General features: G+C 65.7%; 22 protein-coding genes. 15 read left to right on the plus strand and 7 right to left on the minus strand.

Features of this window, described 5'->3' with window-relative positions:
• Positions 1-37: 37 nt before the first annotated feature.
• Positions 38-364 (plus strand): ATP-dependent Clp protease adapter ClpS, encoded by a 327-nt coding sequence (gene clpS / locus AB4Y98_RS00740; protein WP_025879127.1) that lies wholly within the window; start codon positions 38-40, stop codon positions 362-364.
• Positions 365-410: 46 nt separating this feature from the next.
• Here clpS and AB4Y98_RS00745 read toward each other — a convergent pair whose 3' ends face one another.
• The gene (locus AB4Y98_RS00745) at positions 411-1,223 is read right to left on the minus strand and encodes an APH(6) family putative aminoglycoside O-phosphotransferase (RefSeq protein ID WP_442243512.1); all 813 of its coding nucleotides are present in this window, start codon (positions 1,221-1,223) and stop codon (positions 411-413) included.
• A gap of 137 nt (positions 1,224-1,360) precedes the next feature.
• Here AB4Y98_RS00745 and clpA point away from each other — a divergent pair, with 137 nt between their 5' ends.
• Complete coding sequence (clpA, locus tag AB4Y98_RS00750) at positions 1,361-3,643, plus strand: ATP-dependent Clp protease ATP-binding subunit ClpA (protein WP_032974818.1); 2,283 nt, start codon at positions 1,361-1,363, stop codon at positions 3,641-3,643.
• Between the two features lie 73 nt (positions 3,644-3,716).
• On the opposite strand, the gene AB4Y98_RS00755 is transcribed toward clpA, so the two are convergent.
• The 3 genes from AB4Y98_RS00755 to aat form a co-directional block, all read right to left on the minus strand.
• Positions 3,717-4,112 (minus strand): hypothetical protein, encoded by a 396-nt coding sequence (locus AB4Y98_RS00755; protein WP_442243513.1) that lies wholly within the window; start codon positions 4,110-4,112, stop codon positions 3,717-3,719.
• 203 nt (positions 4,113-4,315) lie between these two features.
• On the minus strand, positions 4,316-4,534 hold the full coding sequence (gene infA, locus AB4Y98_RS00760) for a translation initiation factor IF-1 (RefSeq protein WP_005409596.1): 219 nt from the start codon (positions 4,532-4,534) through the stop codon (positions 4,316-4,318).
• Between the two features lie 86 nt (positions 4,535-4,620).
• A complete protein-coding gene (aat, locus tag AB4Y98_RS00765) occupies positions 4,621-5,361 on the minus strand; it encodes a leucyl/phenylalanyl-tRNA--protein transferase (RefSeq protein ID WP_312786030.1) in 741 nt (246 codons plus the stop codon).
• Positions 5,362-5,432: 71 nt separating this feature from the next.
• Here aat and AB4Y98_RS00770 point away from each other — a divergent pair, with 71 nt between their 5' ends.
• The 3 genes from AB4Y98_RS00770 (at position 5,433) to AB4Y98_RS00780 (ending at position 8,950) form a co-directional block, all read left to right on the plus strand.
• Positions 5,433-6,701 carry a hypothetical protein gene (locus tag AB4Y98_RS00770; protein WP_442243514.1) on the plus strand — a complete coding sequence of 423 codons (1,269 nt, stop codon included), beginning with the start codon at positions 5,433-5,435 and terminating at the stop codon, positions 6,699-6,701.
• A 120-nt stretch (positions 6,702-6,821) separates the two neighbouring features.
• Positions 6,822-8,081 carry a hypothetical protein gene (locus AB4Y98_RS00775; protein WP_442243515.1) on the plus strand — a complete coding sequence of 420 codons (1,260 nt, stop codon included), beginning with the start codon at positions 6,822-6,824 and terminating at the stop codon, positions 8,079-8,081.
• Positions 8,082-8,311: 230 nt separating this feature from the next.
• Positions 8,312-8,950 (plus strand): imm11 family protein, encoded by a 639-nt coding sequence (locus AB4Y98_RS00780; RefSeq protein WP_363733196.1) that lies wholly within the window; start codon positions 8,312-8,314, stop codon positions 8,948-8,950.
• Positions 8,951-8,968: 18 nt separating this feature from the next.
• Here the strand turns inward: AB4Y98_RS00780 and AB4Y98_RS00785 are convergent, their stop codons facing one another.
• Positions 8,969-10,114, minus strand: a complete 1,146-nt coding sequence (locus AB4Y98_RS00785; RefSeq protein ID WP_442243516.1) for a GNAT family N-acetyltransferase — start codon at positions 10,112-10,114, stop codon at positions 8,969-8,971.
• Between the two features lie 172 nt (positions 10,115-10,286).
• On the minus strand, positions 10,287-11,258 hold the full coding sequence (gene trxB / locus AB4Y98_RS00790; RefSeq protein ID WP_442243517.1) for a thioredoxin-disulfide reductase: 972 nt from the start codon (positions 11,256-11,258) through the stop codon (positions 10,287-10,289).
• A gap of 232 nt (positions 11,259-11,490) precedes the next feature.
• On the opposite strand from trxB, the gene AB4Y98_RS00795 reads away from it, so the two are divergent.
• From AB4Y98_RS00795 to AB4Y98_RS00815, 5 genes are all read left to right on the plus strand, one after another.
• Complete coding sequence (locus AB4Y98_RS00795) at positions 11,491-13,854, plus strand: DNA translocase FtsK (RefSeq protein WP_032974812.1); 2,364 nt, start codon at positions 11,491-11,493, stop codon at positions 13,852-13,854.
• A 41-nt stretch (positions 13,855-13,895) separates the two neighbouring features.
• Complete coding sequence (locus AB4Y98_RS00800; protein WP_033831063.1) at positions 13,896-15,836, plus strand: DUF3857 domain-containing protein; 1,941 nt, start codon at positions 13,896-13,898, stop codon at positions 15,834-15,836.
• Positions 15,837-15,946: 110 nt separating this feature from the next.
• Entirely contained in the window at positions 15,947-16,579 is a 633-nt protein-coding gene (gene lolA, locus AB4Y98_RS00805) for an outer membrane lipoprotein chaperone LolA (RefSeq protein ID WP_312786704.1), read from the plus strand.
• A gap of 99 nt (positions 16,580-16,678) precedes the next feature.
• Positions 16,679-17,977, plus strand: coding sequence for a replication-associated recombination protein A (locus AB4Y98_RS00810; RefSeq protein ID WP_442243518.1), 1,299 nt, complete (start codon positions 16,679-16,681; stop codon positions 17,975-17,977).
• A gap of 87 nt (positions 17,978-18,064) precedes the next feature.
• The gene (locus AB4Y98_RS00815; protein ID WP_180167028.1) at positions 18,065-18,466 is read left to right on the plus strand and encodes a DUF805 domain-containing protein; all 402 of its coding nucleotides are present in this window, start codon (positions 18,065-18,067) and stop codon (positions 18,464-18,466) included.
• Between the two features lie 84 nt (positions 18,467-18,550).
• On the opposite strand, the gene AB4Y98_RS00820 is transcribed toward AB4Y98_RS00815, so the two are convergent.
• A complete protein-coding gene (locus tag AB4Y98_RS00820; protein ID WP_363733208.1) occupies positions 18,551-18,925 on the minus strand; it encodes a hypothetical protein in 375 nt (124 codons plus the stop codon).
• A gap of 258 nt (positions 18,926-19,183) precedes the next feature.
• Between AB4Y98_RS00820 and AB4Y98_RS00825 the strand changes: the two genes are divergently transcribed.
• The 5 genes from AB4Y98_RS00825 (at position 19,184) to AB4Y98_RS00845 (ending at position 24,608) form a co-directional block, all read left to right on the plus strand.
• Positions 19,184-20,212 carry an alpha/beta hydrolase gene (locus tag AB4Y98_RS00825; RefSeq protein WP_363733210.1) on the plus strand — a complete coding sequence of 343 codons (1,029 nt, stop codon included), beginning with the start codon at positions 19,184-19,186 and terminating at the stop codon, positions 20,210-20,212.
• A gap of 121 nt (positions 20,213-20,333) precedes the next feature.
• Entirely contained in the window at positions 20,334-21,713 is a 1,380-nt protein-coding gene (locus AB4Y98_RS00830) for a YncE family protein (protein WP_442243519.1), read from the plus strand.
• Between the two features lie 50 nt (positions 21,714-21,763).
• The gene (locus AB4Y98_RS00835) at positions 21,764-22,810 is read left to right on the plus strand and encodes a heme/hemin ABC transporter substrate-binding protein (protein ID WP_442243520.1); all 1,047 of its coding nucleotides are present in this window, start codon (positions 21,764-21,766) and stop codon (positions 22,808-22,810) included.
• The gene (locus AB4Y98_RS00840; protein WP_442243521.1) at positions 22,807-23,850 is read left to right on the plus strand and encodes a FecCD family ABC transporter permease; all 1,044 of its coding nucleotides are present in this window, start codon (positions 22,807-22,809) and stop codon (positions 23,848-23,850) included. The genes AB4Y98_RS00835 and AB4Y98_RS00840 overlap by 4 nt, the downstream gene beginning before the upstream one ends.
• A complete protein-coding gene (locus AB4Y98_RS00845; RefSeq protein ID WP_442243522.1) occupies positions 23,847-24,608 on the plus strand; it encodes a heme ABC transporter ATP-binding protein in 762 nt (253 codons plus the stop codon). Before AB4Y98_RS00840 ends, AB4Y98_RS00845 begins: the two co-directional genes overlap by 4 nt.
• The last annotated feature ends 40 nt before the right edge of the window (positions 24,609-24,648 follow it).

A 24,648-nucleotide genomic window follows, 5' to 3' on the forward strand; every position in this document is an offset into this window, starting at 1 on the left:
GCCTACGCAAGGCCGTCGCACCCCTTATAATCGGCAGATGCCTCGCGAGTCCGCCCCCGATTCCCACCACGAGCACGGCGTTGCCGTGGAGCCCGCGCGCCCGGAAGTGGCGCCGCCGCCCTTCTATCAGGTCATGCTGCTCAATGACGACTACTCCCCGATGGATTTCGTCGTGGACGTCCTGCAGCAGTTCTTCAACATGGATCTGGACAAGGCCACCCAGGTGATGCTGCACGTCCACACCCGTGGCCGTGGCGTCTGCGGTGTGTTCACCCGCGAAGTGGCCGAAACCAAGGTGGCCCAGGTCAACGAGTACGCGCGGATGAACCAGCACCCGCTGCTGTGCACGATGGAGAAGGCCTGATCCTGGCACGGCGTGCCCATCAGGGTGGGCACCTGCCAGGTTCGAGTCACGCCTCCGCCAGCGCCTGCAGGGCCATCACGGCCACCGCCTCATCGATGTCGGCCGGGTCACCATCATCCCTGAACCACACCGCTGACAGGCCGGCACTGGCCGCGATCCAGCGCAGCAGCCGCGTGCGCTCGAGATCGGCCAGCCGGCAGACCTGTTCCACCCGGGCATGGAAGCGCTCGGGCCGTGTTGCCACATGGATGCCCGGCCCGCACAGGTCCGGGTTGCTGAACATCGTGGTGTAGTCGAACGCGCGGTCGCCCAGCAACCGCTTCGGGTCGATCGCCAGCCAGCCCCGCGCGCCGAAATCCAGCACGTTGTCGTGGTGCAGGTCGCCATGCAGGGGCCGCATCTCCTGCTCGTCCTCCAGCAGTGCCATCGCCAGCGATCTGCACTGTTCCAGCAATGGCGGCAGCGGTGCCCTTGGTTGCAGCAGATCGGCGAACCATCTACGCAGGCAGACCAGATCTTCTGGTGGCGCGCTCCGTGGCCGGTGCAGTTGCTGCAGGACCTGGCACAGGATCATGGTGCAGGCGTCGTCCTCGCCCCCGATCGAGCGTTGCCGCAGCGAATCGCCGCGCGCCCGTTCGATCAGGATCGCCGGCCCCTCGTGGGCCAGCAGGCGTGCGGCACCGTTGCCGTTCCACCAGCGCAGCAGGCGATGGCCGTTCTGTTCCTCTGTCTCCGTGCTCACCTTCAACATGGCCGCCTCGCCAGAGGCGGTCAGCACCGGCCAGAGCCGGGCATGGGGGGTGCGGATCGAAGGACCATCACGTCGCAATCGCCAGCGGCTCAGGTAGGGTTCGCTCATGTGGGTGGGCTGTCCTGGAGTGAACGATGATCAAGCGTTTGGTAGTGCTAACGCCATCTGAACGTCGCAATCCGCTAGGGTGATGGAAATCGTGTAGTCAGGCCGCATATTGTCTCCAACTGCCGCCGGAGTAATCCATGTTCAGCAAAGACCTCGAACACACCATCGGCCAGTGCTACAAGCGCGCCCGTGAGGCCCGACATGAGTTCATGACGGTCGAACACCTGCTGTTGGCACTGCTCGACAACCCGTCCGCCCAGGCCGTATTGAAGGCTTGTGGCGCCGACGCCGACCGCCTGCGCCAGGAGCTGGAGCAGGCCATCGAGGCCTCCGTGTCCCGCCTGGCCGAAGATGACGGCCGCGATACCCAGCCCACGCTGGGCTTCCAGCGCGTGCTGCAGCGGGCCGTGTACCACGTGCAGTCCTCCGGCAAGAAGGAGGTCACCGGCGCCAACGTGCTGGTCGCCATCTTCGGCGAGAAGGACTCCCACGCGGTCTATTACCTCAACCAGCAGGATGTCACCCGGCTGGATGTGGTCAATTACCTGTCCCACGGCATCGCCAAGCTGGGCGAGGAAGGCGAGCAGCCGTCCTCCTCCGAGGGTGAGGGCCGCATGGAAGGGGGCGAAGGCGAGCCCAAGGGCGATGCCCTGACCGAGTTCGCCAGCAACCTCAACGAGCAGGCGCGTGCCGGTCGCATCGACCCGCTGGTCGGCCGTGCCGACGAGATCGAGCGCACCATCCAGGTCCTGTGCCGCCGCCGCAAGAACAACCCGCTGTACGTGGGCGAGGCCGGCGTCGGCAAGACCGCGATTGCCGAGGGCCTGGCCCGACGCATCGTTGAGGGTTCGGTGCCGGACGTGCTGGCCGATGCGGTCATCTATTCGCTCGACCTCGGCGCGCTGGTGGCCGGTACCAAGTACCGCGGCGACTTCGAAAAGCGCCTGAAGGGTGTGCTGACCGCGTTGAAGAAGGTGCCCAATGCGGTGCTGTTCATCGACGAGATCCACACCATCATCGGCGCCGGCTCGGCGTCGGGCGGCACCATGGACGCCTCCAACCTGATCAAGCCGGCCCTGGCGTCGGGCGAGCTGCGCTGCATCGGCTCGACCACATTCCAGGAATACCGCGGCATCTTCGAGAAGGACCGGGCGCTGGCCCGTCGCTTCCAGAAGATCGACATCGTCGAGCCGACCGTGGGCGAAACCTACGAGATCCTGCAGGGTCTGAAGTCCAAGTACGAAGCCCACCACGGCGTCACCTACGCCGATGAAGCGCTGCAGGCCGCCGTCGACCTGTCGGTCAAGCACATCGCCGATCGCCTGCTGCCGGACAAGGCCATCGACGTGATCGATGAGGCCGGTGCCCGCCAGCGCCTGATGCCGGAAGGCCAGCGCAAGGAGTTGATCGACGTCGAGGAAGTCGAGGCCATCGTCGCCAAGATGGCGCGCATCCCGGCCAAGCAGGTCAGCGCCACCGACAAGGATGTGCTGCAGCACCTGGAGCGCAACCTGAAGATGGTGATCTTCGGCCAGGATCCTGCCATCGGCACCCTGGCGTCGGCCATCAAGCTGGCACGCTCGGGCCTGGGCAATCCGGAAAAGCCGATCGGCAACTTCCTGTTCGCCGGCCCCACCGGTGTCGGCAAGACCGAGGTGACCAAGCAGCTGGCGCTGCAGCTGGGCATCGAACTGGTCCGTTTCGACATGTCCGAATACATGGAGCCGCATTCGATCAGCCGCCTGATCGGCGCTCCTCCGGGCTACGTCGGCTTCGACCAGGGTGGCCTGCTGACCGAGAAGATCGTCAAGACGCCGCACTGCGTGCTGCTGCTGGATGAAATCGAGAAGGCGCACCCGGACATCTTCAACATCCTGTTGCAGGTGATGGACCGCGGCGTGCTGACCGACACCAACGGCCGCGAAGCCAACTTCAAGAACGTGGTGCTGGTGATGACGACCAACGCCGGCGCGGCGCAGGCCTCGCGGCGCTCGATCGGTTTCACCAAGCAGGACCACGCCACCGATGCGATGGAGACCATCCGTCGTGCGTTCACCCCGGAATTCCGCAACCGCCTCGATGCGGTGGTGCAGTTCCAGCCGCTGGGCTTCGAACACATCCTGCGCGTGGTGGACAAGTTCCTGATCGAGCTGGAGATGCTGCTGCAGGAGAAGCACGTCAGCCTGTCGGCCACGCCGACTGCGCGCGACTGGCTGGCCCACCACGGTTTCGACCCGCTGATGGGTGCCCGCCCGATGGCGCGGGTGCTGCAGGACAAGGTGAAGCGCCCGCTGGCCGACGAACTGCTGTTCGGCAAGCTGGTCAACGGCGGCAAGGTCAGCATCGACGTGCGCAACGACGAGCTGGTTGTCGAGGCGCAGGCCGAGCCTGAGCGGCTGTTGCCGGCCACGGTTGAGTAAGCGCCTGTCGGGCATTGCCCGGCGACGGAAGCAACGACAGGGCGGCTCAGGCCGCCCTTGTCGTGTCAGCCCTTCAGCGGCTGCGCTGGCGGGCCATGCGCTTGAAGGCGGCGGCGTCCAGTGGCTCGATACGCTCGACCGTGCAGTTGGCGCGGTCGGTCTTCAGCTCGCTGCGTGAGTCGCCGCATAGCTGGTTGCTCTCGCCCTGGGTTTCAAACGCCAGCCGGCGCGAGGTCACTGCGTTGTTGCAGGAGGTTTTGAACACAACGCGATAGTGCTGGTCACCATTGCGCAGCAGCACATCACGATCGGCGCCGGCGCGGACGATCTGCTGGTCTTCGCTCAGGGCAATGCAGCTGTCACCGGCGCTTGCCGACGGCGTGTCGGCGGCCTGGGCGGCGGGTGCGATCAGGGCGGCAGTGCTGAGTACCAGGGCGGCGAAGCCAGCGGGCAGGGAGGTCACGTTCATGGCAGGGGCAGGGGGTGGCGATCCGGACTGGATCGGATGCCACGATGCCGCCACAGCTGCGAATGCGAATCTGCCGCAAGCATGGCTGACCGATGTCACGGTGCATTCGGTCAGGGTGTCGTCCGGCAGGGCCGGATTGCAGGCATGACAAAAGGCCAGCGTCCAGGGCTGGCCTTGTCGGGGTGGCGCAACGCGCCAGCCGCTTACTTCATTCGGTAGGTGATACGACCCTTGGTCAGGTCGTACGGGGTCATTTCAACCTTGACCCGGTCACCGGTGAGGATGCGGATGTAGTTCTTGCGCATGCGGCCGGAGATGTGGGCGATGATTTCGTGCCCATTTTCCAGACGAACGCGGAAAGTGGTGTTCGGCAGCGTCTCGCTGACGGTGCCCTCGAACTCGATGGAATCGTCTTTCGACATGTAGTCCTGTGCGGTTCAGAAAACGGCCACGCTGGGCCTAAGGCGCAGCATTTTACGCGTCAAACGCCCAGCTTGCAAAGATTGTGTTATTCCCCGGCAAAATCCGCTGCCGGCACGCGCCCGACGAGCCGGGTCCAGGCGCCTTCCCGGCCCTGCGCCTGCACCGCACTGCGGACCTGCTGCAGAAACGGCGCGCGCGGCAGGTGCTCGGCGCCCATGCGCAGCAGATGCGGATTTTCCACCTGCGCATCGATCAGCGGCCAACCCCAGCCGTGCAGCGTTCGTGCCAGTGCGGCCAGTGCCACCTTGGAGCCGCCACTTTCGCCACTGAACATGCTTTCACCGAAGAACATCTCGCCGATGGCCACGCCATAGATGCCGCCGACCAGCGTCTGCCGATCCCACACCTCGAAGGAATGTGCGAAACCCAGGTCGTGCAGCTGGCTGTAGGCATCCACCATCGCCGGGCTGATCCAGGTGCCGTCCTGGCCGGGGCGGGGGGCGCTGGCGCAGGCACGCATCACCTGGCTGAAGGCGGTATCGGCGGTCACTTCCCAGTGGTTGCCACGCAGCTGCCGGCGGAACCTGCTGCTCAGGTGCACGCCGTCGGTACGGAACACCATGCGCGGGTCCGGCGACCACCACAGGATCGGCTCACCTTCGCTGAACCACGGAAAGATGCCGCCGGCATAGGCGTTGAGCAGGCGCAGCGGATGCAGGTCGCCGCCCACCGCAAGCAGGCCATCGGGTTGGCGCAGCGCTGTCTCGGCCGGCGGGAAGGGGGCATCCGGCGCATCGGCCAGGCGCCAGGGCAACTGACGGGTCATGCCGGCATTGTATTCGTCGTGGCGATGCGCGATGTCTGGCACCATCACGCACTACCGGCAAGGAGCCCCGCATGAGCGATCCGATCACCGCCATCCTCGATGCGCACGATGCGCCGCGCACACGCAATGACAGCCTGGCCATGCTGTTGACCCTGGCCAGCGAAGACCGCCCACAGCTTGGCGCGCTGCTGCTGCAGGCGCTGGATCGGCGCTCACCCGGCTCCACCTTCCTCGACACGGCGTTGGATCTGCTGCCGGACGAGGCTGTCGCCCCGGTCTGTATTGACGCTTGGCGGCGCTATCGTGACGGCGAGCGCGGCGAGCTGCTGACCAGCGTGCTGGAGTTTGCCAGCTACCAGGCGCCGCACACGCTGCAGGACGATTGGGAGGCGCTGCTGGAAGTCGCCATCGAGGATGACATCCAGCTGGCCTCGCAGGTCTGGCAGGCATTGCCGTCGTTGGTTGCGACTGACTGGGCGCATCGGTTGACCGAGGCAGACGACGATCGCGAACTGGAGCGGGCCAAGGCAGTGCTGCTGGCCACCCAGCCGGAGACTCATGCCGCGGCCCGTGGCTACCTGGCCGACTGGAGCGATCTGGATGCCGAGGTCTGGGCGCACTGGGCGGGCCTGGCCGATGGCCCGCGTCTGCGCCATCTGCATGGCCGGCAACCGCTGCACCTGCGTTTCGGAAGCAAGCAACATCGTGCACAGGTGGCCGAAGAGCCGGGCTGGCGCAAACGGATCTGGCGGCTGCATCCCAGCTGGAATGGCGGTCAGGTACAGCATGCCGGGCACATGGGCGGCCCGCTCGATGCCGTGTGTGGCAGCTGTCATGCACCGCTGCAGCGCCTGCTGCAGACCGACGCTGTGGCGCTGGAGGAGGGAGCGGCCGGCTCGATCACCCTGGGCCTGTGCCTGGACTGTTGCGGCTGGGAAGATCCACCCGTGCGCTTCTATCGTCACGATGCGGAGGGCGTGCCGAGCTGCCACCCCAGCCAGCACTGCGAAGTGCCGATCAATCCCACCGACAGCGGTGACCTGATGCAGGCAGAGGTTGGTCTTGCCGCGATGGACAGCCCTCGCTGGCAGCAGCAGGACTGGGGCCAGTCCAATCATCGGCAGAACCTGTCACGGGTGGGGGGCGCGCCCAGCTGGGTGCAGAGCGCGCACTACCCGGCGTGCATCGACTGCGGCGAGCAGATGCCTTTCGTGATGCAACTCGACTCAACGTTGCCGACCACCAATGAAGGCATGTTGCTATGGGGGAGTGGCGGCATGCTGTACAGCTTCTGGTGCGCGAAATGCCGGGTGAGCGGGCATTTCTGGCAGTGCACCTGAGCGCGTCGGTCGCCTGAAGGCTTCCATTTTTGAGATTTGTTGCATTCCCTTGTGAGGCACCTCCAGTCACCCTTTTGGTTTACATGCCCTGGGCGGACTGCCATGACCTGTATTGCTGCCATGCAAGAGCTGCTTGAGATCGCTCAAACGCCCGGGGGCTCAGATAGAGCCTTGGTTGCGATGCTCGATCTCTCTGAGCGTGATCCCGCCGCCCTCTCGACACTGCTCATTCTGGCGATGAAGGTTCGGGCGAAGAGAAGCGGGATGCTAAGGGCTGCGGCTGAGTTGCTGCCGGATGACCGTGCCACAGAGGTTTGCAGGTTTGCTTGGATCGAGTTCAAGAGCGGTAATAACCACTGGCTGGCAGCCGAGATCGCGGCGCAGGCAGCCTATCGTTCCCCCGGATTGCTCCATGATGACTGGGATGCCGTCCTACGCCTGTCGGCCCATGAGCCTATAGAAGGCCCGTTCTGGCGGGAGCTGCCGATTGAGGTCGGCCGGCGGTGGATTCAGGAGGCAAGAGGGGCATCCTCATCTGCTGCTGGCTTGCCCGGAATGCCGCTTGAAATGAGCGGGGTAGTGGAGTTCCAGGACGCCGTGCGTGATCTACACGGTTCACGGAATGACCCTTGGGCAACAATTGGACGAGAGGGATTGTCTGGTCTCGAGGCGGGCTCCGGACGCGCGCTGCATGGAGGGTATGGTCTGCACCTGCGTTTCAATGCGCAGCTCCAGCGCTTGCAACTGGCGGAATCCACGGGCGTGGAGCGCCGCCTCCAGCGTTTGCATCCAACTTGGAAGGGCGGGAGTGCAAAGGCAACGGCGCATATGGGCGGTCGCCTGCAAGGGCGGTGTGGAATATGCGACTCACCGTTGCAGCGTTTGCTGGAACTGGAGCTGGCGTTGATCGGCCCGTGCACCCTCTCGATGGTGACACTCGGCATATGCCTGGACTGCCCAGACAATGGAGAGTCCGGTTGGTGCCACGGAGATCCCGTGTACTTCCGCCACGATGCGCAGGGTCTTCCCTTCGCCCATGAATCGCAGGTTCTCGACCCGCGTGCATGTTCCGAAACGTCGCCTTCGCTATTGGTGGCGGGCGTCGATCTGGTCGAGCTTCCGGGTCGCTTCTGGCAACCGCCTAGCTATGTGGGCGGCCGGCAGAATTACAGCCGGGTGGGCGGACTGCCATCCTGGATCCAGAGCGGGTTCTATCTGTCCTGTCCCGATTGTTGCCGCACGATGTTCTTTGTCATGCAGCTTGACTCCCACATTCCTTTGGATGATGGCTCTCTGATGCAGTGGATGAATGGAGGAATGCTCTATACGTTCTGGTGTGACCATTGCCGGATCAGTGGGCACTACAGCCAGTACAGCTGATTGAGTCGAGCAGGCTCGATGCTACGAGTGGAATCTACATAGACCGCCCAGTGTCGGCTGCGCACGAGCGTGGGCAGGAAGCCGCAGGTACGCTGGAAAATCGGCCTCAGCTACAGGTCGCGCTGTTCTGGTTTGGTCATCTTTGTCGCTGAAAGATATGCAAGAAATCCTATTGAAGAGCTGAGATGAGTTCGTCAGGCTGGGATCACATCCAACCCCCGGATTGTTTGATGAAATTCTTTGTGATGTCCCGGCTCAAGGAGCCGGGCTGTCCCGGGCTTGTGGAAGCCTTCATCGTTGACAAGGGGCACCCGCACCTCTGCGATCACTACTATGCCGACAATGAGCGCTGCAAACGGCCCTTATGGCATGGGAGAAGAGAGGGGGAGTATGCCCCGGTCTTTCAACCTGAAATGATCGCGGTGAACTGGGATCCTCGGTGGAGGTTTGACATCTGTAGCGCCGGTCAAGGTGCGTACTTTGCGAGTGATCGGTTTATGGAGATCAGTCGCAACGCAGGCGCAGGATTCGTCGATCAGTCACCTCTTACAGTGCGGTCGAGGCGCGGTGTCGACTTGGTGCAGTTCAGCTACAGCGCTGTGATCTTCAAGGAGCTTGACGTTCTTGACGTTGCGGCACCTGAGTCACTTTTAGTTCGTGACAGGACGTACGGCAACATCCATCGGGTGAAGACGCTTGTAGTCAGAGAGGGGTTTGTCGAGCCCATTTTTCGATTCAAGGGCATGTCGGGGAGCAGTCATACATTGATTTGCTCTGAGCAGTTCCGGCAGGCTGCGGGTCAGAGACTCAAGGGTGTGGAGTTCATCGACATCGATGGCGCCATCTGGCCCCACATTAAAATCATCTAAGCGCGCGGCAACTCTGAGTTACGAGCGGGTATTGTCGTCTGGGGTCTCTATGCGGAAAGGCCCATGCCCCTGCAGCTCCTGCTGGTAGCGCCGCACATCCCGCCGCTCCTGCCGGCACCAGTCGCGCAGCGCATCGGCGAAGTCCGCATCGGCCACCCAGTGCCGGCTGCGCACGATGGTGGGCAGGAAGCCACGTGCCAGCTTGTGCTCGCCCTGCGCACCCGGCTCGAAGCGGGCTACGCCCTCGCGCAGGCAGTACTCGATGCCCTGGTAGTAGCAGGCCTCGAAGTGCAGGCCGGGCAGGGTGGCGCCGCCCCAATAGCGGCCGTACAACGTGTCGCCGCCGCGCAGGCACAGCGCGCCGGCGATCGGCTCACCGTCCTGTTCGGCCAGGAACAGCACCAGCCCGCGCCCGAGTGAAATTGCCAGATGGCGCAGGAACGCCTCGGTCAGCGCCGGCGCGTTGCCGTATTCCAGGAACGTCTGCAGGTAGAAGCGGTACATGGCCTGCAGATCGGCGCGGGTGGCTTCGTCGCCATGCACCACCCGGAAAGTGATGCCTTGCCGGTTCACCTTGGACCTCTCCTGGCGGATGTTCTTGCGGTGCTTGTGGTTCATCGCGCCCAGGAACTGCTCGAACGTGCTCCAGTCACCTGGGTTCTGCCACTGGAACTGGATGTCCTCGCGCAACAGCCAGTCGTCGCCAAAGGCTGTTTCGTCAGCTGCCGTGTGGAAATTGATGTGCGCTGACGACACGGCGAGTGCGGGCATCTGTTCGCGCAGTGCCGTCAGCAGGGCAGTGCGCTGCGACGCATCACGGGCCAGCAGTCGCGGGCCGCTCACCGGCGAGTACGGCACCGCACCGAGCCACTTCGGGTAGTAGTCGCGGCCATGGCGCGCATAGGCATTGGCCCAGGCGTGGTCGAACACGAACTCGCCATGCGAGTTGGTCTTCAGGTAGCCGGGAATGGCACCGAGCAAGGCATCGCCGTCCCACAGGGTGAGATGCTGCGGCTGCCAACCCCAGTCCTCGCGCAGGCAACCGTAGGTTTCCAGGCCGGACAGGAAAGCGTGGCTGACGAATGGGTTGCCGCCGTCGTGCAGGGCATCCCAGTCGGTGGCGGGAACGGACTGCAGGGAGTCGAGGAAGCGGGCGCTGGGCATGGGGGAAAGGATAGGGCAGGTGGGATGCGGGCTGGGTGTGCGTAACCGGTCCAGCTTGTTGCGGCCAGGGCCATTCTTGCCAGGCAACGCCTGGCACTGCTGAAAGGAAAAGGCCGGCGCTTTCGCGTCGGCCTTCCCGGTCAATCATGCCTCGGCGCTATGGAAGCCAGCCTCAGCTGGCTTTGCCCTGTGCATCCAGGTAACGCTCTGCATCCAGTGCGGCCATGCAGCCGAAGCCGGCCGAGGTGATCGCCTGGCGATAGTGCTGGTCGGCCACGTCGCCGGCGGCGAACACGCCTTCCACCGAGGTCTGGGTGGCGTTGCCGCCCAGGCCCGAACGGATTTCCAGGTAGCCGTTGTTCATGGTCAGCTGGCCGTCGAACAGCTGGGTGTTCGGGTGGTGGCCGATGGCCACGAAGAAGCCGTGGGCATCGATGTCGCGGGTGCTGCCGTCCAGGGTCGACTTCACGCGCACGCCGGTCACGCCGGCCTCGTTGCCCAGTACTTCCTCCACCTGGTGGTGCCAGACGGTTTCGATCTTGCCGGCTTCAACCTTGGCGAACAGCTTGTCCTGCATGATCTTTTCCGCCTTCAGGGTGTCGCGGCGGTGGACCAGATAGACCTTGCGGGCGATGTTGGACAGGTACAGCGCTTCTTCCACGGCGGTGTTGCCGCCGCCGACCACGACCACGTCCTGATCACGGTAGAAGAAGCCGTCGCAGGTGGCGCAGGCGGACACACCGCGGCCCTTGAACTCCTCTTCGGTCGGGATGCCCAGATACTTGGCGGTCGCGCCGGTGGAGATGATCAGGGCATCACAGGTGTACTCGTGGCTGTCGCCGATCAGCTTGAACGGGCGCTGCGACAGGTCCGCGGTATGGATGTGGTCGAAGATGACCTCGGTCTCGAAGCGCTCTGCGTGGGCCTGCATGCGCGTCATCAGGTCCGGGCCCATCAGGCCATGGGCGTCACCCGGCCAGTTGTCCACTTCGGTGGTGGTCATCAGCTGGCCACCCTGCTGCAGGCCGGTGATGACGACCGGCTTCAGGTTGGCGCGGGCAGCGTAGACGGCAGCGGTCCAGCCGGCCGGGCCGGAACCGAGGATGACAAGACGCTGGTGGCGGGAGGGCAGGCTGGTGCTCATGTAGACTCGCGAAAAGGTAGATGGGACAAGGCGCGGCGATGTTTGCACAGCATCCTTGGCTGGTCATAGAGTGGCGGCTGGGGCAGGGCGATTCAAGCCGATGAACAGAACGCCGTCATCCATGGGCGGTTTCAGGCATTGTCCCTGCCCGTGCGGCAACGGATAACTGAAAACTGACGCCGTCTCGTTTATTATCAAACACTAACAGCGCATTCCAAAGGTATGGTCTAAGGTGGCGAAGCAGGTCCCCGAACGCTCCAAGTCCGACGACAAAAAGGCATCGCGTCGCTCGGCGGCAGCGGCCACGACCGACAATCCACGCCGTCAGCGCCTGTGGCGCGACCTGGGTCTGATCGCCATCGCGCCAGCGCTGCTGTATCTGGCTGCCAGCCTTTTCACCTATTCAGCGACGGATCCGGGCTGGTCACACACCGGCAGCGTTGTCGCACCGGTACACAACATGGGCGGCCGCGCGGGCGCGTGGATCGCCGACGTGCTGCTGCAGCTGTTCGGCTATATCGCCTTCCTGCTGCCGGTGGTGCTGGGTGCGCTGGCCTGGATTGCGATGTTCGGCCTCAAGCGCGAGAGCAAGGGCGAGAACGATCTGGACCCCGCGTTGCGGCTGGTCGGCCTGGTCGGCTTCCTGATCGCCGGCACCGGCTTCCTGCACGTGCGCCTGTTCAGTGGCGATGTTTCCAGTGCCGGCGGCATCCTCGGCAAGCTGGTTGGCAATTCGCTCAGCGTGGGCTTTGGTGCGCTGGGGGCGAACCTGTTCGTGCTGGTGTTGCTGCTGGCCTCGATCACTCTGGCCACGGGCCTGTCCTGGTTCGTAGTGATGGAGAAGATCGGTCGCGGCGTGATGTCGCTGGCGCCGTTGCTGGAGCGCAAGAAGGAACAGGCCACCGAGTGGCAGCAGACCCGCGTCCTGCGCGAGGAGCGCCAGGAAGTGCGCAAGGCCGATGCCGAAGTGCGCGCCAAGCGCGAGCCGGTGAAGATCGAGCCGCGCCCGGAGCCGGTGATCGAAAAGAGCGACCGGGCCAAGCGCGACAACCAGATCCCGATGTTCCGCGGCGTCAATGGCGACGGCTCGGACCTGCCGCCGTTGGCCCTGCTGGATGATCCCAAGCCGCAGCCCGTGGGCTATGACAAGGACACCCTCGACGCGCTGTCGCGGCAGATCGAGTTCAAGCTCAAGGATTTCCGCATCGATGCACAGGTGGTCGGCGCCAACCCCGGCCCGGTCATCACCCGCTTCGAGATCGAGCCGGCCCCCGGCATCAAGGTCAGCCAGATCAGTTCGCTGGACAAGGACATCGCCCGCGGCCTGTCGGTCAAGTCGGTGCGTGTGGTCGATGTGATCCCGGGCAAGTCGGTGATCGGCCTGGAAATCCCCAACGTCACCCGCGAGATGATCTACCTGTCCGAACTGCTGCGCTCGAAGGAGTACGACAAGTCGGCCAGTTCGCTGACCCTCGCGTTGGGCAAGGACATCGCCGGCCGCTCGACCGTGGCCGACCTGGCGCGCATGCCGCACCTGCTGGTGGCCGGTACCACCGGTTCGGGCAAGTCGGTGGCGGTCAATGCGATGGTGTTGAGCCTGCTGTTCAAGGCGTCGCCGAAAGACCTGCGGATGCTGATGATCGACCCGAAGATGCTCGAACTGAGCGTCTACCAGGGCATTCCGCACCTGCTGGCGCCGGTGGTCACCGACATGAAGGAGGCTGCCAACGGCCTGCGCTGGTGCGTGGCTGAGATGGAGCGCCGCTACAAGCTGATGAGCGCGGTGGGCGTGCGCAACCTGGCTGGCTTCAACAAGAAGGTGAAGGACGCCCAGGACGCCGGCCAGCCGATGATGGACCCGCTGTTCAAGCCGAACCCGGAGCTGGGCGAGGCGCCGCGCCCGCTGGAGACGCTGCCGTTCATCGTCATCTTCATCGACGAATTTGCCGACATGATGATGATCGTCGGCAAGAAGGTCGAAGAGCTGATCGCGCGMCTSGCSCAGAAGGCRCGTGCSGCCGGCATCCACCTGATCCTGGCCACCCAGCGCCCGTCGGTGGATGTCATCACCGGCCTGATCAAGGCCAACATCCCCACCCGCATCGCCTTCCAGGTCAGCTCGAAGATCGATTCGCGCACCATCCTCGACCAGTCCGGCGCCGAGACGCTGCTCGGTCACGGCGACATGCTGTACCTGCCGCCGGGCACGGCGATGCCCGAGCGTGTGCACGGCGCCTTCGTGTCCGATGAGGAAGTGCATCGCGTGGTCGAGCACCTCAAGGCAATGGGGCCGGCCGACTATGTCGACGGCGTGCTGGACGAAGTACAGACGATGGGCGATGGCGTGGTGGTCGGTGCGACCGGCCTGCCGGAGACCAGTTCCGGCGGCGGCGATGAGTCCGACCCGTTGTACGACGAAGCGCTGCGCGTGGTCACCGAGACCCGCCGCGCGTCGATTTCCGGCGTGCAGCGTCGCCTGAAGATCGGCTACAACCGCGCGGCGCGACTGATCGAGGCCATGGAAGCGGCCGGCGTGGTCAGTCCGCCCGAGCACAACGGCGACCGCACGGTGCTGGCACCGCCGCCGCCGAAGTAAGCCAAGCCCTGCCGCACTCCCGACGTCCAAGGAACCGACGCATGCTTCAACCCGTTTCCTGCGCGCTGGCGCTTGCCTGCCTGCTGGCAGCCGGCCCGGCGCTGGCCGACGCCGCCGCGACGGCTGTACCCGCAGTCGCGCCGCCGTCCACCGGCAGCGATGCCGAGGCCAGCAACAACTTCAGCTTTGTACGTTATCGCGCCGACTACCAGGTGCGCGCCGATGCCGGCAACGTGCAGACTGAAACCTACGAAATCCTGCTCAAGACCAAGGCAGCGGTGGAGCAGTTCAGCCAGGTGCGGTTGAGCTACAGCGAGAAGATGGAAACGCTGGATGTGGTCAACGCTTATACGCTGACCGCCGACGGCCAGCGCCGCGAAGTGCCGGCCGACCGCATCTACACCCAGGAAAGCTATTCCAGTGCCTCGGCGGCGATGTATGCCGACCGCAAGGTCCGGGTGATCGTGTTCCCGAACCTTGCGCCGGGCACGCGGCTGTTCTACCAGGTGCGCCGGACCCAGTTGACGCCCTATTTCCCAGGCTACTTCGGCCTGTGGGAAACCTTCAATGTGTTCACCCAGTACGACGATGCCGAAGTGACCCTCAGCGCGCCGGCCAATCTGCCCATGTTCGTGGACAGCCGTGGCGTGCAGGGCAGTGACCGACCGGTGGTGAAGAACGGCCAGGCGCAATGGCGCTGGCGCTACCAGCGCCGCGAGCCGATGCAGGCGCAGAACTGGTCGGCGGCGGTGTGGGAGTTCGGGCCGAACATCATGGCCAGCACCTATCGCGACTGGGCGCAGATGGGCCGCGCCTACCAACTGAAAGCAGGGCCGGCCGCACAGGTCACCCCGGAGATCCAGGCGCTGGCCGATGAAGTCACCGGCGGCATCAGCGACCGTCGCGCGCAGGCCGATGCGCTGTACCGCTGGGTGGCGCAGAACATCCGCTACGTGGCGGTGTACCTGGGCAATGGCGGCCTGGAGCCGAACAGTGCGCAGAGCATCCTCGACAACCACTATGGCGACTGCAAGGACCACGTAACGATCCTCGAGGCGCTGCTGGCGGCCAAGGGCATCACCAGTTCGCCGGTGCTGATCGGTGCCGGTGGCGGCCCGACGCTGCCGAAGATTCCGCTGCTGGGCCGCTTCAACCACGCCATTACCTACGTGCCCGAGTTCGACCTGTACCTGGATTCGACCAGTGCCTGGGCGCGCTTCGGCCAGCTGCCCGATGGCGACCTCGGTGCGCCGGTGCTGCACACCCGCGATGCCACCCTGGCGCGCACGCCGGCCAATGATCCGCAGCGCAACGCCACGGTGATGGAGGTGCGCTTCACCTTCGACGCGCAGGGCAACCTGCGTGGCGAGACGGTGCCGCAGCTGAGCGACAACGCCGAGATCGGCATGCGCGCGCAGTTCGCCCAGCTCAATGCACAGAACCGGGCGCGCGCTGAAGAATCGATCATGGCCGCGTCCGGTTTCGATGGCCGCGGCCAGCTGCAGCTGCAGGGTGTGCCGGTCGACCTGACCCGGCCGTTTGGCTATCGCATGGCCTTCCAGGCCGAGGACTACGTGGACTTCGATGTGGCCGGCGGCATGGCCGTGCCCGATCCGCCCGGTGGTGAATCGGTACGCGGGCTGTATGCCAGCGCCTCGGCACCGGACAACGAGACGCCGTTCTACTGCAATGCCAGCCTGCGCGAGGAAACCTATCGCCTGCAGTTCCCGGCCAATGCCCCGATCATCGCGATTCCGCGCAGCCAGCGGTTTGCCAATGCGGCCGGCGAGTACCGGGTCGACTGGAGCCGGCAGGGCCAGGAAGTGACCGTGCATCACCGCCTGCAGCAGAACGCGGTGCGCGGCGCCGAGGCGCTGTGCCAGCCGCAGGACTATGCCGCGTTCCGAGCACTGTTCCGCGAGGTACGCCGCGGCTTCCGTGGCCAGGTGCTGTACGGCAAGCTGCCGGCCGCTGGCGGCTGAATCGCCGATCAGCGATCAGGGCGTCATAATGGCGTCCTGATCGCCCATTCATCTTTCGCCGGGCACACTGGCACCCAACTTTCCTGGCCGCGCGCCCACAGGATTCCTGCATGAACCTTCGCCTCCGTCGTTTCCTCGCCACCACCACCCTGGCCGTGGCCTGCGCCGCCGCCGGCAGCGCCTGGGCCGGCGCCCGTGATGACCTGAAGACCTTCACCACCGGCCTGAAGGGTCTGGATGGGCAGTTCAGCCAGCAGGTGTTCGACAGCCGCGGCAAGGTCAAGGAATCCACCAGCGGCCGCGTTGCCTTGTCGGCGCCGCGCCTGTTCCGCTGGGAATACGTGCGCCCGCATGAACAGCTGATCGTGGCCGACGGCAAGAAGGTGTGGATGTTCGAGCCGGACCTGGAACAGGCGACCGTGCGCGAGCAGGGCAAGGAAGAGCAGAACAGCCCGCTGACCGCGCTGATCAACCCGGCGCTGCTGGAGCAGCAGTACGACGTAAGTGAAGAGGCTGCACAGCGCGATGGCCTGCAGTGGCTGTCGCTGTCGCCGAAGCGCGATACCGAAGCCAGCTTCCAGTACGCCGCGCTGGGCTTCAATGCGCAGGGCCTGGCGAAGATGGAGATCACCGATGCCGTGGGCCAGCGCACCGTGATCAGCTTCAGTGGCTGGAAGCGCAACCCCAGCTTCGCCGCCAACACCTTCCGCTTCACCCCGCCGGCCGGCACTACCGGTACCTGACCCTTGGTTGGCACGCTCTCGCGGTACAATGAGCACGTGCCAAGACATCGCTCCACTTCATTCCCCGGACCCGATCTGCTGAGTGTCGATCGGGAACACATGCGCCCGCTGGCCGAGCGCATGCGCCCCCGCACCCTGGACGAAATGGTCGGGCAGAAGCGTCTGCTCGCGCCGGAGAGCGCGCTGCGCCGCGCGGTTGAATCCGGGCGCGTGCATTCGATGATCCTGTGGGGGCCGCCGGGCTGCGGCAAGACCACGCTGGCGTTGCTGCTGGCTGAATACTCCGACGCCGAATTCCGTGCCATTTCCGCAGTGCTGTCCGGCCTGCCGGAGGTGCGCCAGGTGCTGGCCGAGGCGGCGCAGCGCTTCGCCGAAGGCCGTCGTACCGTGCTGTTCGTCGACGAAGTGCACCGTTTCAACAAGGCACAGCAGGATGCGTTCCTGCCGCATATCGAGCGCGGCACCATCCTGTTCGTCGGCGCCACCACCGAGAACCCGTCGTTCGAGCTGAACTCCGCGCTGCTGTCGCGTTGCCGCGTGCACGTGCTGGAAGGCGTATCGCCGACCGACATCGTTGAAGCACTGGAACGTGCGTTGGGCGATCGTGAGCGTGGCCTCGGCGAGGAACATATCGAGGTTGCGCCGGAGCTGCTGCTGGAGATCGCCACTGCGGCCGATGGTGACGTGCGTCGTGCGCTGACCCTGCTGGAAATCGCTGCCGAACTGGCGGGCGGGGAGGGTGGTCGCATCACCCCGCAGACCCTCACCCAGGTGCTGGCTGACCGTACCCGTCGCTTCGACAAGGGCGGCGAGCAGTTCTACGACCAGATCTCTGCGCTGCACAAATCCGTGCGCAGCTCCAATCCAGACGCTGCGCTGTACTGGCTCACGCGCATGCTTGATGGCGGCTGTGATCCGTCGTATCTGGCACGTCGACTGACCCGCATGGCCATCGAAGACATCGGCCTGGCCGACCCGCGCGCGCAGAGCATGGCGCTGGAGGCATGGGACATCTACGAACRGCTGGGCAGCCCGGAAGGCGAGCTCGCCTTCGCCCAGCTGGTGCTGTACCTGGCCAGCACCGCCAAGTCGAATGCCGGCTATGCCGCCTTCAACCAGGCCAAGGCCGATGTGCGCGACAGCGGAACCGAAGAAGTGCCGCTGCACCTGCGCAATGCGCCGACCAAACTGATGAAGGAGCTGGGCTACGGCGCCGAGTATCAGTACGACCACGACGCCGAGGGCGGCATCGCGCTGGACCAGACCGGCTTCCCCGATGCAATGGGCGAACGGGTGTACTACAACCCGGTGCCGCGCGGGCTGGAGATCAAGCTGAAGGAAAAGCTGGACCGGCTGCGCGCTGAGCGCGAGGCGGCGAGGGCAGCGAAGGGCGGATAGTCCGGTTCGCTTCATGCAGGGCTTCTCATTGCCCTGCCTGTGCGCATTTGGCAGACTGCGCGGCCCCGTTTTTCAAGGAACGATGCCGTGCAGGAAATGATTCTGCCGTTGAAGCGCTACGCCCAGTTCGAGGGCCGCGCCAACCGCCGCGAGTACTGGATGTTCCAGCTGTTCCTGTTGCTGGCGGGAACTGCGGTGGGCTTGATCGCGCTGACGGTGGCGCTTGTGGCTGGCCTCGTCCTGGACGCCGATTCCAGCTGGATGGCCGGAATCACGATCGGGGCACTGGCGCTGGTGGGTCTGCTCTGGCTGGCCACGATCGTGCCGCTTATCGCAGTGACTGTGCGCCGCCTGCATGACTGCGGCCAGTCCGGCTGGCTGTATCTGCTGGCCCTGGTGCCGGGTGGTGGCCTGGTGATCCTGATCTTTGCGCTGCTGCCAGGCACGCCGCAGGACAACCCGTACGGCCCTGTGCCTACTGGCCCCTGAGGTCGCCAACGTCGCCTCATGCAACGAAGCCGGCTCTGAGCCGGCTTCGTCGTTTCTGCGCTGCTGTCAGTGGTGCCGAGCTGCTTACTGCAGAACGCAGTCACCCAACGCCAGGTAATCCGATCCCGAGCTGAACTGCAGCGTGCAGCTGGCGGTGAAGGAGACGCCTTCCTCCATCGCTGCGAGCTTGGCGTTCTGCTCGTCATCGGAAGCGGTCAGGCGGGCCAATACCTGGCCATCTTCGTCGCCGGCTTCCAGGATCGGCTCGCCCTGCAGGTTGCTGGAGGCGCCCAGGCTTACCGCCGTGAACTGCACGGTCTGGTTGAGCTCTTCCAGCCCGAGAGAGGAATAGCCAGCCTCTTCATAGGCCGAATACAGCCCGGCAAGGCTTGGCGCGGCGTGGCCGGCCAGCGGAGCGAGGAGGCCAACGGCAAGTGCGATCAGTACTTTGTGCTTCAAGGTGTTCTCACAATCATGGGATCCGATCCCACGGGGGTTGTGGAGCTGATGGGCAGGGGCCGGGCAGGCACCCGCGGAGGCGGGGCGATTCCTGCGCCCCGATGGCGGGAAAAGTAGATGAACACGGACTTCCGGCGCAAGCGCTGGCGCGCGCGTGATACACAGTGTGACGTTTGATCGATGTGATAATCATTCGCGTTTAAGGTAGACTGCGGTCCCTTGTGAACCGGTGGCCGTGTGCCGCTTTCGCCGTCACTGATGAAGTCTTCCGTCCTGCCACCGCGCCGTGGCCCGCTGGTATCCGGCCTGGCCGCCTTGATGATGGGCCTGCTCCTGGCTACCCCGTACGCATACGCGCAGCAACGCAATCCGCTGCAGAAGATGGGCCAGACCGTGCTCGATGAGCCGGCGGTCAGCTACCGCTTCGAGCGTTTCGTGATCGACAGCCCCGACCAGCAACGCCGCTGGCGGGTGAATGTCGCGATCCCGGCCAAGGCCTCGAAGACCCCGGCGCCGGTGCTGTACGCGCTGGACGGCAACGCCGTGGCAATGGTGCTGGACCAGCCGCTGCTGGCCGAGCTGGCTGCACGCAAGGCGCCGCCGGTGTTGGTGCTGATCGGCTATGACAACGATCTACGCATCGATTCGGCCGCGCGCACCCGCGACTACACCGCGTGGATCGATCGCGCCGATGATGAAAGCGGCAAGACCCAGGCCGTTGGCGGCGGGGCAGCGGCGTTCCTGGACATGATCGAGCGCCGCATCAAGCCTGAAGTCGAGCGCCGCGCCACTATCGATCACCAGCAGCAGGCGCTGTGGGGCCACTCGTTGGGCGGTCTGTTCGTGCTCAGCAGCCTGTACACCCGTCCGGCGGCCTTCCAGTACTACCTCAGCGCCAGTCCGTCGTTGTGGTGGAGCCAGGGCGCGCCGCTGGGCGACGTCGAGCAGCAGTTCGTGCAGAACGCACACGGTCAGCACGCGAAGGTGTGGCTGATGCTCGGCGGCGCCGAGCGCGTCGGCGACCGCGGCAAGCGTGATATGAGCAATCCGCGCGTGGTCGCGCATCTGCGACGCATTGGTGGTGCCACCCCGGATGCGGCAATGCAGCTGTCCGAACGCCTGGGCCAGGTGCCGGGGCTGAGCGTGCAGTACCGCGAGTTCCCCGGCCTTGGTCACGGCCCAATGCTGCCGGCGTCCTTCCACGCAGCCCTGCATGAGCTGTACGGCGTGACCGATCGCAGCGCCGGTGACGGCCAGCCAACCGGTGGTGACAACGCCGCCGAATGAATCCCTCGCATGGCCATGCCGTGCGACCCCACTACCCAGGCGGACTGTCGATGTGCAGCGGCCAAGGCAACCGATGAATCCCGCGCCACGAGGCGCGGCCTACGTGTGCAAGGAGCCTTCCATGTCGTTCCGTCCGTCTTTCCGTCTCACTTCCCTGGCTGCCGGCCTGCTGCTGGCAGTGACCGCCACCGCGCAGCCGGTGTTCGACCAGCCGGCCAGCGCCACCTTCAAGGGCCAGGTTGTCTCACGCGGTGAGAACGTGGTTCCCGGCAGCACCGCCGATGTCACTGGCCGCGGCTTCGTGCCGGGCCAGCAGGTCAGCCTGCTGCGCGGCGATACCGTGCTCAACATCCAGCCGGTGGTGGTCGATGCCGATGGCAACTTCAAGACCCAGCTGGCCATTCCGGCCGACGCGGTGCCGGGCACCCACCCGGTGGTGGTGCGCGCCAGCCAGCCGGCCGCCGCAACCGTGCTGAAGCTGCGCGTGTCGCCGCAGTTGCCGCTGTCGGGCCAGGCGCAGTTCGCCACCCAGTCCAACAAGCTGGTGCCGGGCCTGTACCAGTCGGCCTACAGCGCCGCCAGCAACGCAGTGTTCGTCACCTCGGCCGTCGGTCGCCCGCCGGTCACCCAGTCGCAGCTGCTGAAGCTGGACCCGAAGTCGCTGAAGGTGACCAAGGCCATCACCCCGGCGCAGGTGCCGGGCAGCACCAACGGTGCCGTGTTCGCGGTGTACGGCGTGGGCGTGGATGATGCCAATGGCAACGTCTGGGTCAGCAACACCCGCCAGGACACCGTGGCCGTCTATCGCCAGGCGGATCTGTCGCTGGTCCACCAGTTCCCGGTCGGCGCCGTGCCGCACGCCCGCGACGTGGTGGTCGACAGCACGCACGGCAAAGTGTTCGCCTCGGCCGCCGGTGAGGACCATTTGTCGGTGTTCGATGCGAAGACGCTGAAGGCACTGGAGCCGATCACCCTGGCCTCGGGCGTGGACGATGAGAAGTTCGTGCCGATGAGCCTGGTGCTGGATGAGCCCAGCGGCAAGCTGTTCACGGTCAGCATCGGTACGCCGGAAGCGGCGGTGATCGATGTGGCCAGCGGCAAGGTCGACAAGGTCATCGATCTGGGCAATTCGATCAGCGCTTCGGGCGTTGCCTTCGATGCCGAGCGCAACCGCCTCTACGTGGCCTCGCAGGGCACCGACAACCTGCTGATCGTCGACGTGGCAAGCGGCAAGGTCGTGCACGACGTGCCGGTCGGCGCCGGTGCACTGAACGTGGCCTTCGATGCGAAGAGTGGCCTGGCCTACGTCACCAATCGCGGTGCCGGCACCGTCACTGCCGTCGACCGTGATGGCAAGGTGGTCGGCAACCTCGATGGCGGCACCTTCCCCAATCACGTCCGCGCCGATGGCAAGGGCAATGTCTTCGCCGTGAACAAGTCGCGTGGCGCTGAAGATCCGAAGGGTGACCGCATCACCCGCATCAGCCTGCGCCAGCCGTAAGCCACAGGGCAGGGCGGCACCCCGCCGCCCTGCCAGCAAGGAGAACCTGCATGAACATCGCTTCCCGCCTGCGCCAGTGCGCGCTCCCGATTGCCGTTTCATTGGTGCTGGCCGCCTGTGGCGACAAGGCGCCGCCGTCGCCGAGCAGTTCCGGGGCCGCTGCGCCAACTGCTGCCACCGCCGAGGCTGGGGCGTTGCCCGCAGGCTGGCAGCGCGTGGCGGGCAATGACGTGCCGACCCTGCCGGGGCAGCAGGTGCTGCTGCCGACCAAGGTGCAGTCCGACGATGGCGCCAGTGTTGAGGTGGATGACACCAGCCGGATCATTGCCGGCGGTGACGACATCATTGCGGTGATCGAAGCGCTGGGGCTGGGCAAGCAGGTATTCGCCGCGCCGACCAACACCACCACCCAGGCCGGCCTGGCTGCGCCGCATCAGTTCCTGTTCAACCGCACAACCGGCGTGGAAGGCGTGCTGAGCCTGCAAGGGTCGCTGTTCATCGGCAACAGCCTGCGTCGCCACACCGAACTGGCTAAGAAGCTGCGCGAAGTGGGCGAGCCCGCGGTGGTGATCGACGACCTGCAGCCGGCGCCGGACAAGGTGCGCAAGATCGCCGCCGTGCTTGGCGTGGGCGATGCAGGGCAGACCCTGGCCACGCAGGTGCAGCGCCAGCTGGATGAGGCCGCTGCCATCGGCAAGGGCCTGGGGCATGCGCCGCGGGTGATTCATGTGTCCGCGACGGGTGCGGGCGGCTCGCCGACCGTGGCCGGTGCCGACAGCGCATCGGCCAAGCTGATCGCACTGGCCGGCGGCCTGAACATCGGCACCGAGGCCGGCGTGGCCAACTATTCGCAGCTGAGCAACGAAGGCGTGGTCGCGGCGGCACCGGAAGTGATCCTGGTGACCGAGCACGACCTGCAGCTGTTCGGTGGTGCCGAAGGCCTGTGGAAGGCGTACCCGACGCTGAAGCAGACCCCGGCCGGACAGGCCAACCGGGTCTGGGTGATGCCGGATGCACAGTTGAAGTACGCCAGCATCGGTTCCGGTGCGGGCGCATTGGCCCTGGCGCAAGCGCTGGCGGCGCTGCCGAAGGCATGAGCCCTGCGGATCGACGCCGCCGTCGTGGGCGGACGATGTTGTTGATTGCGCTGCTCGCGCTGCTGGGCGCGGTGCTGGCGTCGTTCGCCGTGGGGCCGCTGCGCTTGCCACCGCTGGAAGTGATGCAGGCACTGGCGGTGAAGCTGGGCCTGCTGGATCCGCAATCGGTCAGCAGCCGTGACCTGGCCGTGGTGTGGCAGCTGCGCATTCCGCGTGCGCTGCTGGGGGCCATGGTGGGGGCGGCGCTGGCGATGGCCGGCGCCAGCCTGCAGGGACTGTTCGGCAATCCACTGGCCGATCCGGGCATCGTCGGCGTCAGCCAGGGCGCTGCGTTGGGCGCGGTGGCGGCGATCGTGCTCGGTGCGGCAGGCGCAGCCGGCTGGCTGGTGCCGGTGGCGGCATTCGGAGGCGGTGCTGCCGCGATCGGGTTGACCTACGCGCTGGCACGGCCGGGCAAGGGCAGCGGCAATGCCACGCTGTTGCTGGTGGGTATTGCGATGGCGGCATTTTGCTCTGCACTGATCGGTTTCCTGACCTACATCGCCAACGAAAGCGAGCTGCAATCGCTGGTGTTCTGGCAGATGGGTTCGTTGGYGCGGGCGAACTGGGCTGATGTGGTGGCGGTGCTGCCGCTGTTTGCCATCGGTGCGTTCGCGCTGCAGCGCCTGGCCACGCCGCTGGACATGCTGGCGCTGGGTGAGCGTCAGGCTCAGCACCTGGGGCTGGATGTGGCGCGTACGCGACGCCTGCTGGTGGCGTTCAGTGCGCTGCTGGTCGGTGCTGCGGTCGCGTTCGCCGGTTCGATCAGCTTTGTCGGCCTGGTGGTGCCGCACGTGGCACGTTTGCTGGTTGGTCCCGGCCATCGCTGGCTGCTGCCGTTGTCGGGGCTGTTGGGGGCGCTGCTGATCGTGGTGGCCGACACCGCTGCGCGCACATTGGACCCGCCTGCCGAGATTCCACTGGGCCTGTTCTCCGCCGCGCTGGGCGCGCCGTTCTTCCTGTGGCTGGTGCTGCAGCAGCGTCGCAAGGCAGCCGCATGAGCGCTTTTCTGCAATTGCGCGACGTGGTGGTGCGCCGCCAGCAGCGCGAGATCCTGCATGGCATCACCCTTGCGTTCCAGCCGCGCACGGTGACGGCGCTGGTGGGGCCCAATGGTGCCGGCAAGTCCACCCTGCTGGGCGTGGCGGCCGGCGATCTGCGCGCAGACGGTGGCGACGTGCATCTGCACGGACGTCCGCTGCGCGACTACAAAGCCGGGCCGCTGGCACGCGAGCGTGCGGTGATGCCGCAGGAGCACGGCGTGCGCTTCGCCTTCAGCGTGGAAGAAGTCGTGGCAATGGGGCGCCTGCCGCATCCACCGGACCCGCAGGCGGACGATGCGCAGGTGGAACGCGCGATCGACGCCGCCGAACTGCAGGCACTTCGCCTGCGCGAAGTGCAGCAGCTGTCGGGCGGTGAATCGGCGCGGACCACCTTCGCCCGCGTGCTGGCACAGGACACGCCCTTGCTGCTGCTGGATGAGCCCACGGCTGCGCTGGATCTGCGCCACCAGGAGCGCACCCTGCGCAGCGTGCGTGCCTGCGCCGAAGCGGGCGCCTGCGTGATCGTGGTCCTGCATGACCTCAATCTGGCAGCCGGGTACTCCGATCGCATCGTGCTGCTGGAGCAGGGCAGGGTGGCCGCTGACGGCACGCCATCGGAGGTGCTGACCGAGGCCAACCTGCAGCGCGTCTACCAGCAGGACGTGGTGGTGCTGCAGCATCCGCGCCGCGGTGTGCCGTTGGTGGTGGTTACCTGAGGCGAAGAGGGCACGCCAGGCTGTGCCGCGTATCATGTGC

The sequence above is a fragment of the Stenotrophomonas sp. 2YAF26 genome, assembly GCF_052114625.1.
Lineage (GTDB): Bacteria > Pseudomonadota > Gammaproteobacteria > Xanthomonadales > Xanthomonadaceae > Stenotrophomonas > Stenotrophomonas indicatrix.

Coding starts and splice junctions, on each gene's coding strand:
- clpS (WP_025879127.1), top strand. CDS start 38: ATGCCTCGCGAGTCCGCCCCCGATTCCCACCACGAGCACGGCGTTGCC.
- AB4Y98_RS00745 (WP_442243512.1), bottom strand. CDS start 1,223: ATGAGCGAACCCTACCTGAGCCGCTGGCGATTGCGACGTGATGGTCCT.
- clpA (WP_032974818.1), top strand. CDS start 1,361: ATGTTCAGCAAAGACCTCGAACACACCATCGGCCAGTGCTACAAGCGC.
- AB4Y98_RS00755 (WP_442243513.1), bottom strand. CDS start 4,112: ATGAACGTGACCTCCCTGCCCGCTGGCTTCGCCGCCCTGGTACTCAGC.
- infA (WP_005409596.1), bottom strand. CDS start 4,534: ATGTCGAAAGACGATTCCATCGAGTTCGAGGGCACCGTCAGCGAGACG.
- aat (WP_312786030.1), bottom strand. CDS start 5,361: ATGACCCGTCAGTTGCCCTGGCGCCTGGCCGATGCGCCGGATGCCCCC.
- AB4Y98_RS00770 (WP_442243514.1), top strand. CDS start 5,433: ATGAGCGATCCGATCACCGCCATCCTCGATGCGCACGATGCGCCGCGC.
- AB4Y98_RS00775 (WP_442243515.1), top strand. CDS start 6,822: ATGCAAGAGCTGCTTGAGATCGCTCAAACGCCCGGGGGCTCAGATAGA.
- AB4Y98_RS00780 (WP_363733196.1), top strand. CDS start 8,312: ATGAAATTCTTTGTGATGTCCCGGCTCAAGGAGCCGGGCTGTCCCGGG.
- AB4Y98_RS00785 (WP_442243516.1), bottom strand. CDS start 10,114: ATGCCCAGCGCCCGCTTCCTCGACTCCCTGCAGTCCGTTCCCGCCACC.
- trxB (WP_442243517.1), bottom strand. CDS start 11,258: ATGAGCACCAGCCTGCCCTCCCGCCACCAGCGTCTTGTCATCCTCGGT.
- AB4Y98_RS00800 (WP_033831063.1), top strand. CDS start 13,896: ATGCTTCAACCCGTTTCCTGCGCGCTGGCGCTTGCCTGCCTGCTGGCA.
- lolA (WP_312786704.1), top strand. CDS start 15,947: ATGAACCTTCGCCTCCGTCGTTTCCTCGCCACCACCACCCTGGCCGTG.
- AB4Y98_RS00825 (WP_363733210.1), top strand. CDS start 19,184: ATGAAGTCTTCCGTCCTGCCACCGCGCCGTGGCCCGCTGGTATCCGGC.
- AB4Y98_RS00830 (WP_442243519.1), top strand. CDS start 20,334: ATGTCGTTCCGTCCGTCTTTCCGTCTCACTTCCCTGGCTGCCGGCCTG.
- AB4Y98_RS00835 (WP_442243520.1), top strand. CDS start 21,764: ATGAACATCGCTTCCCGCCTGCGCCAGTGCGCGCTCCCGATTGCCGTT.
- AB4Y98_RS00845 (WP_442243522.1), top strand. CDS start 23,847: ATGAGCGCTTTTCTGCAATTGCGCGACGTGGTGGTGCGCCGCCAGCAG.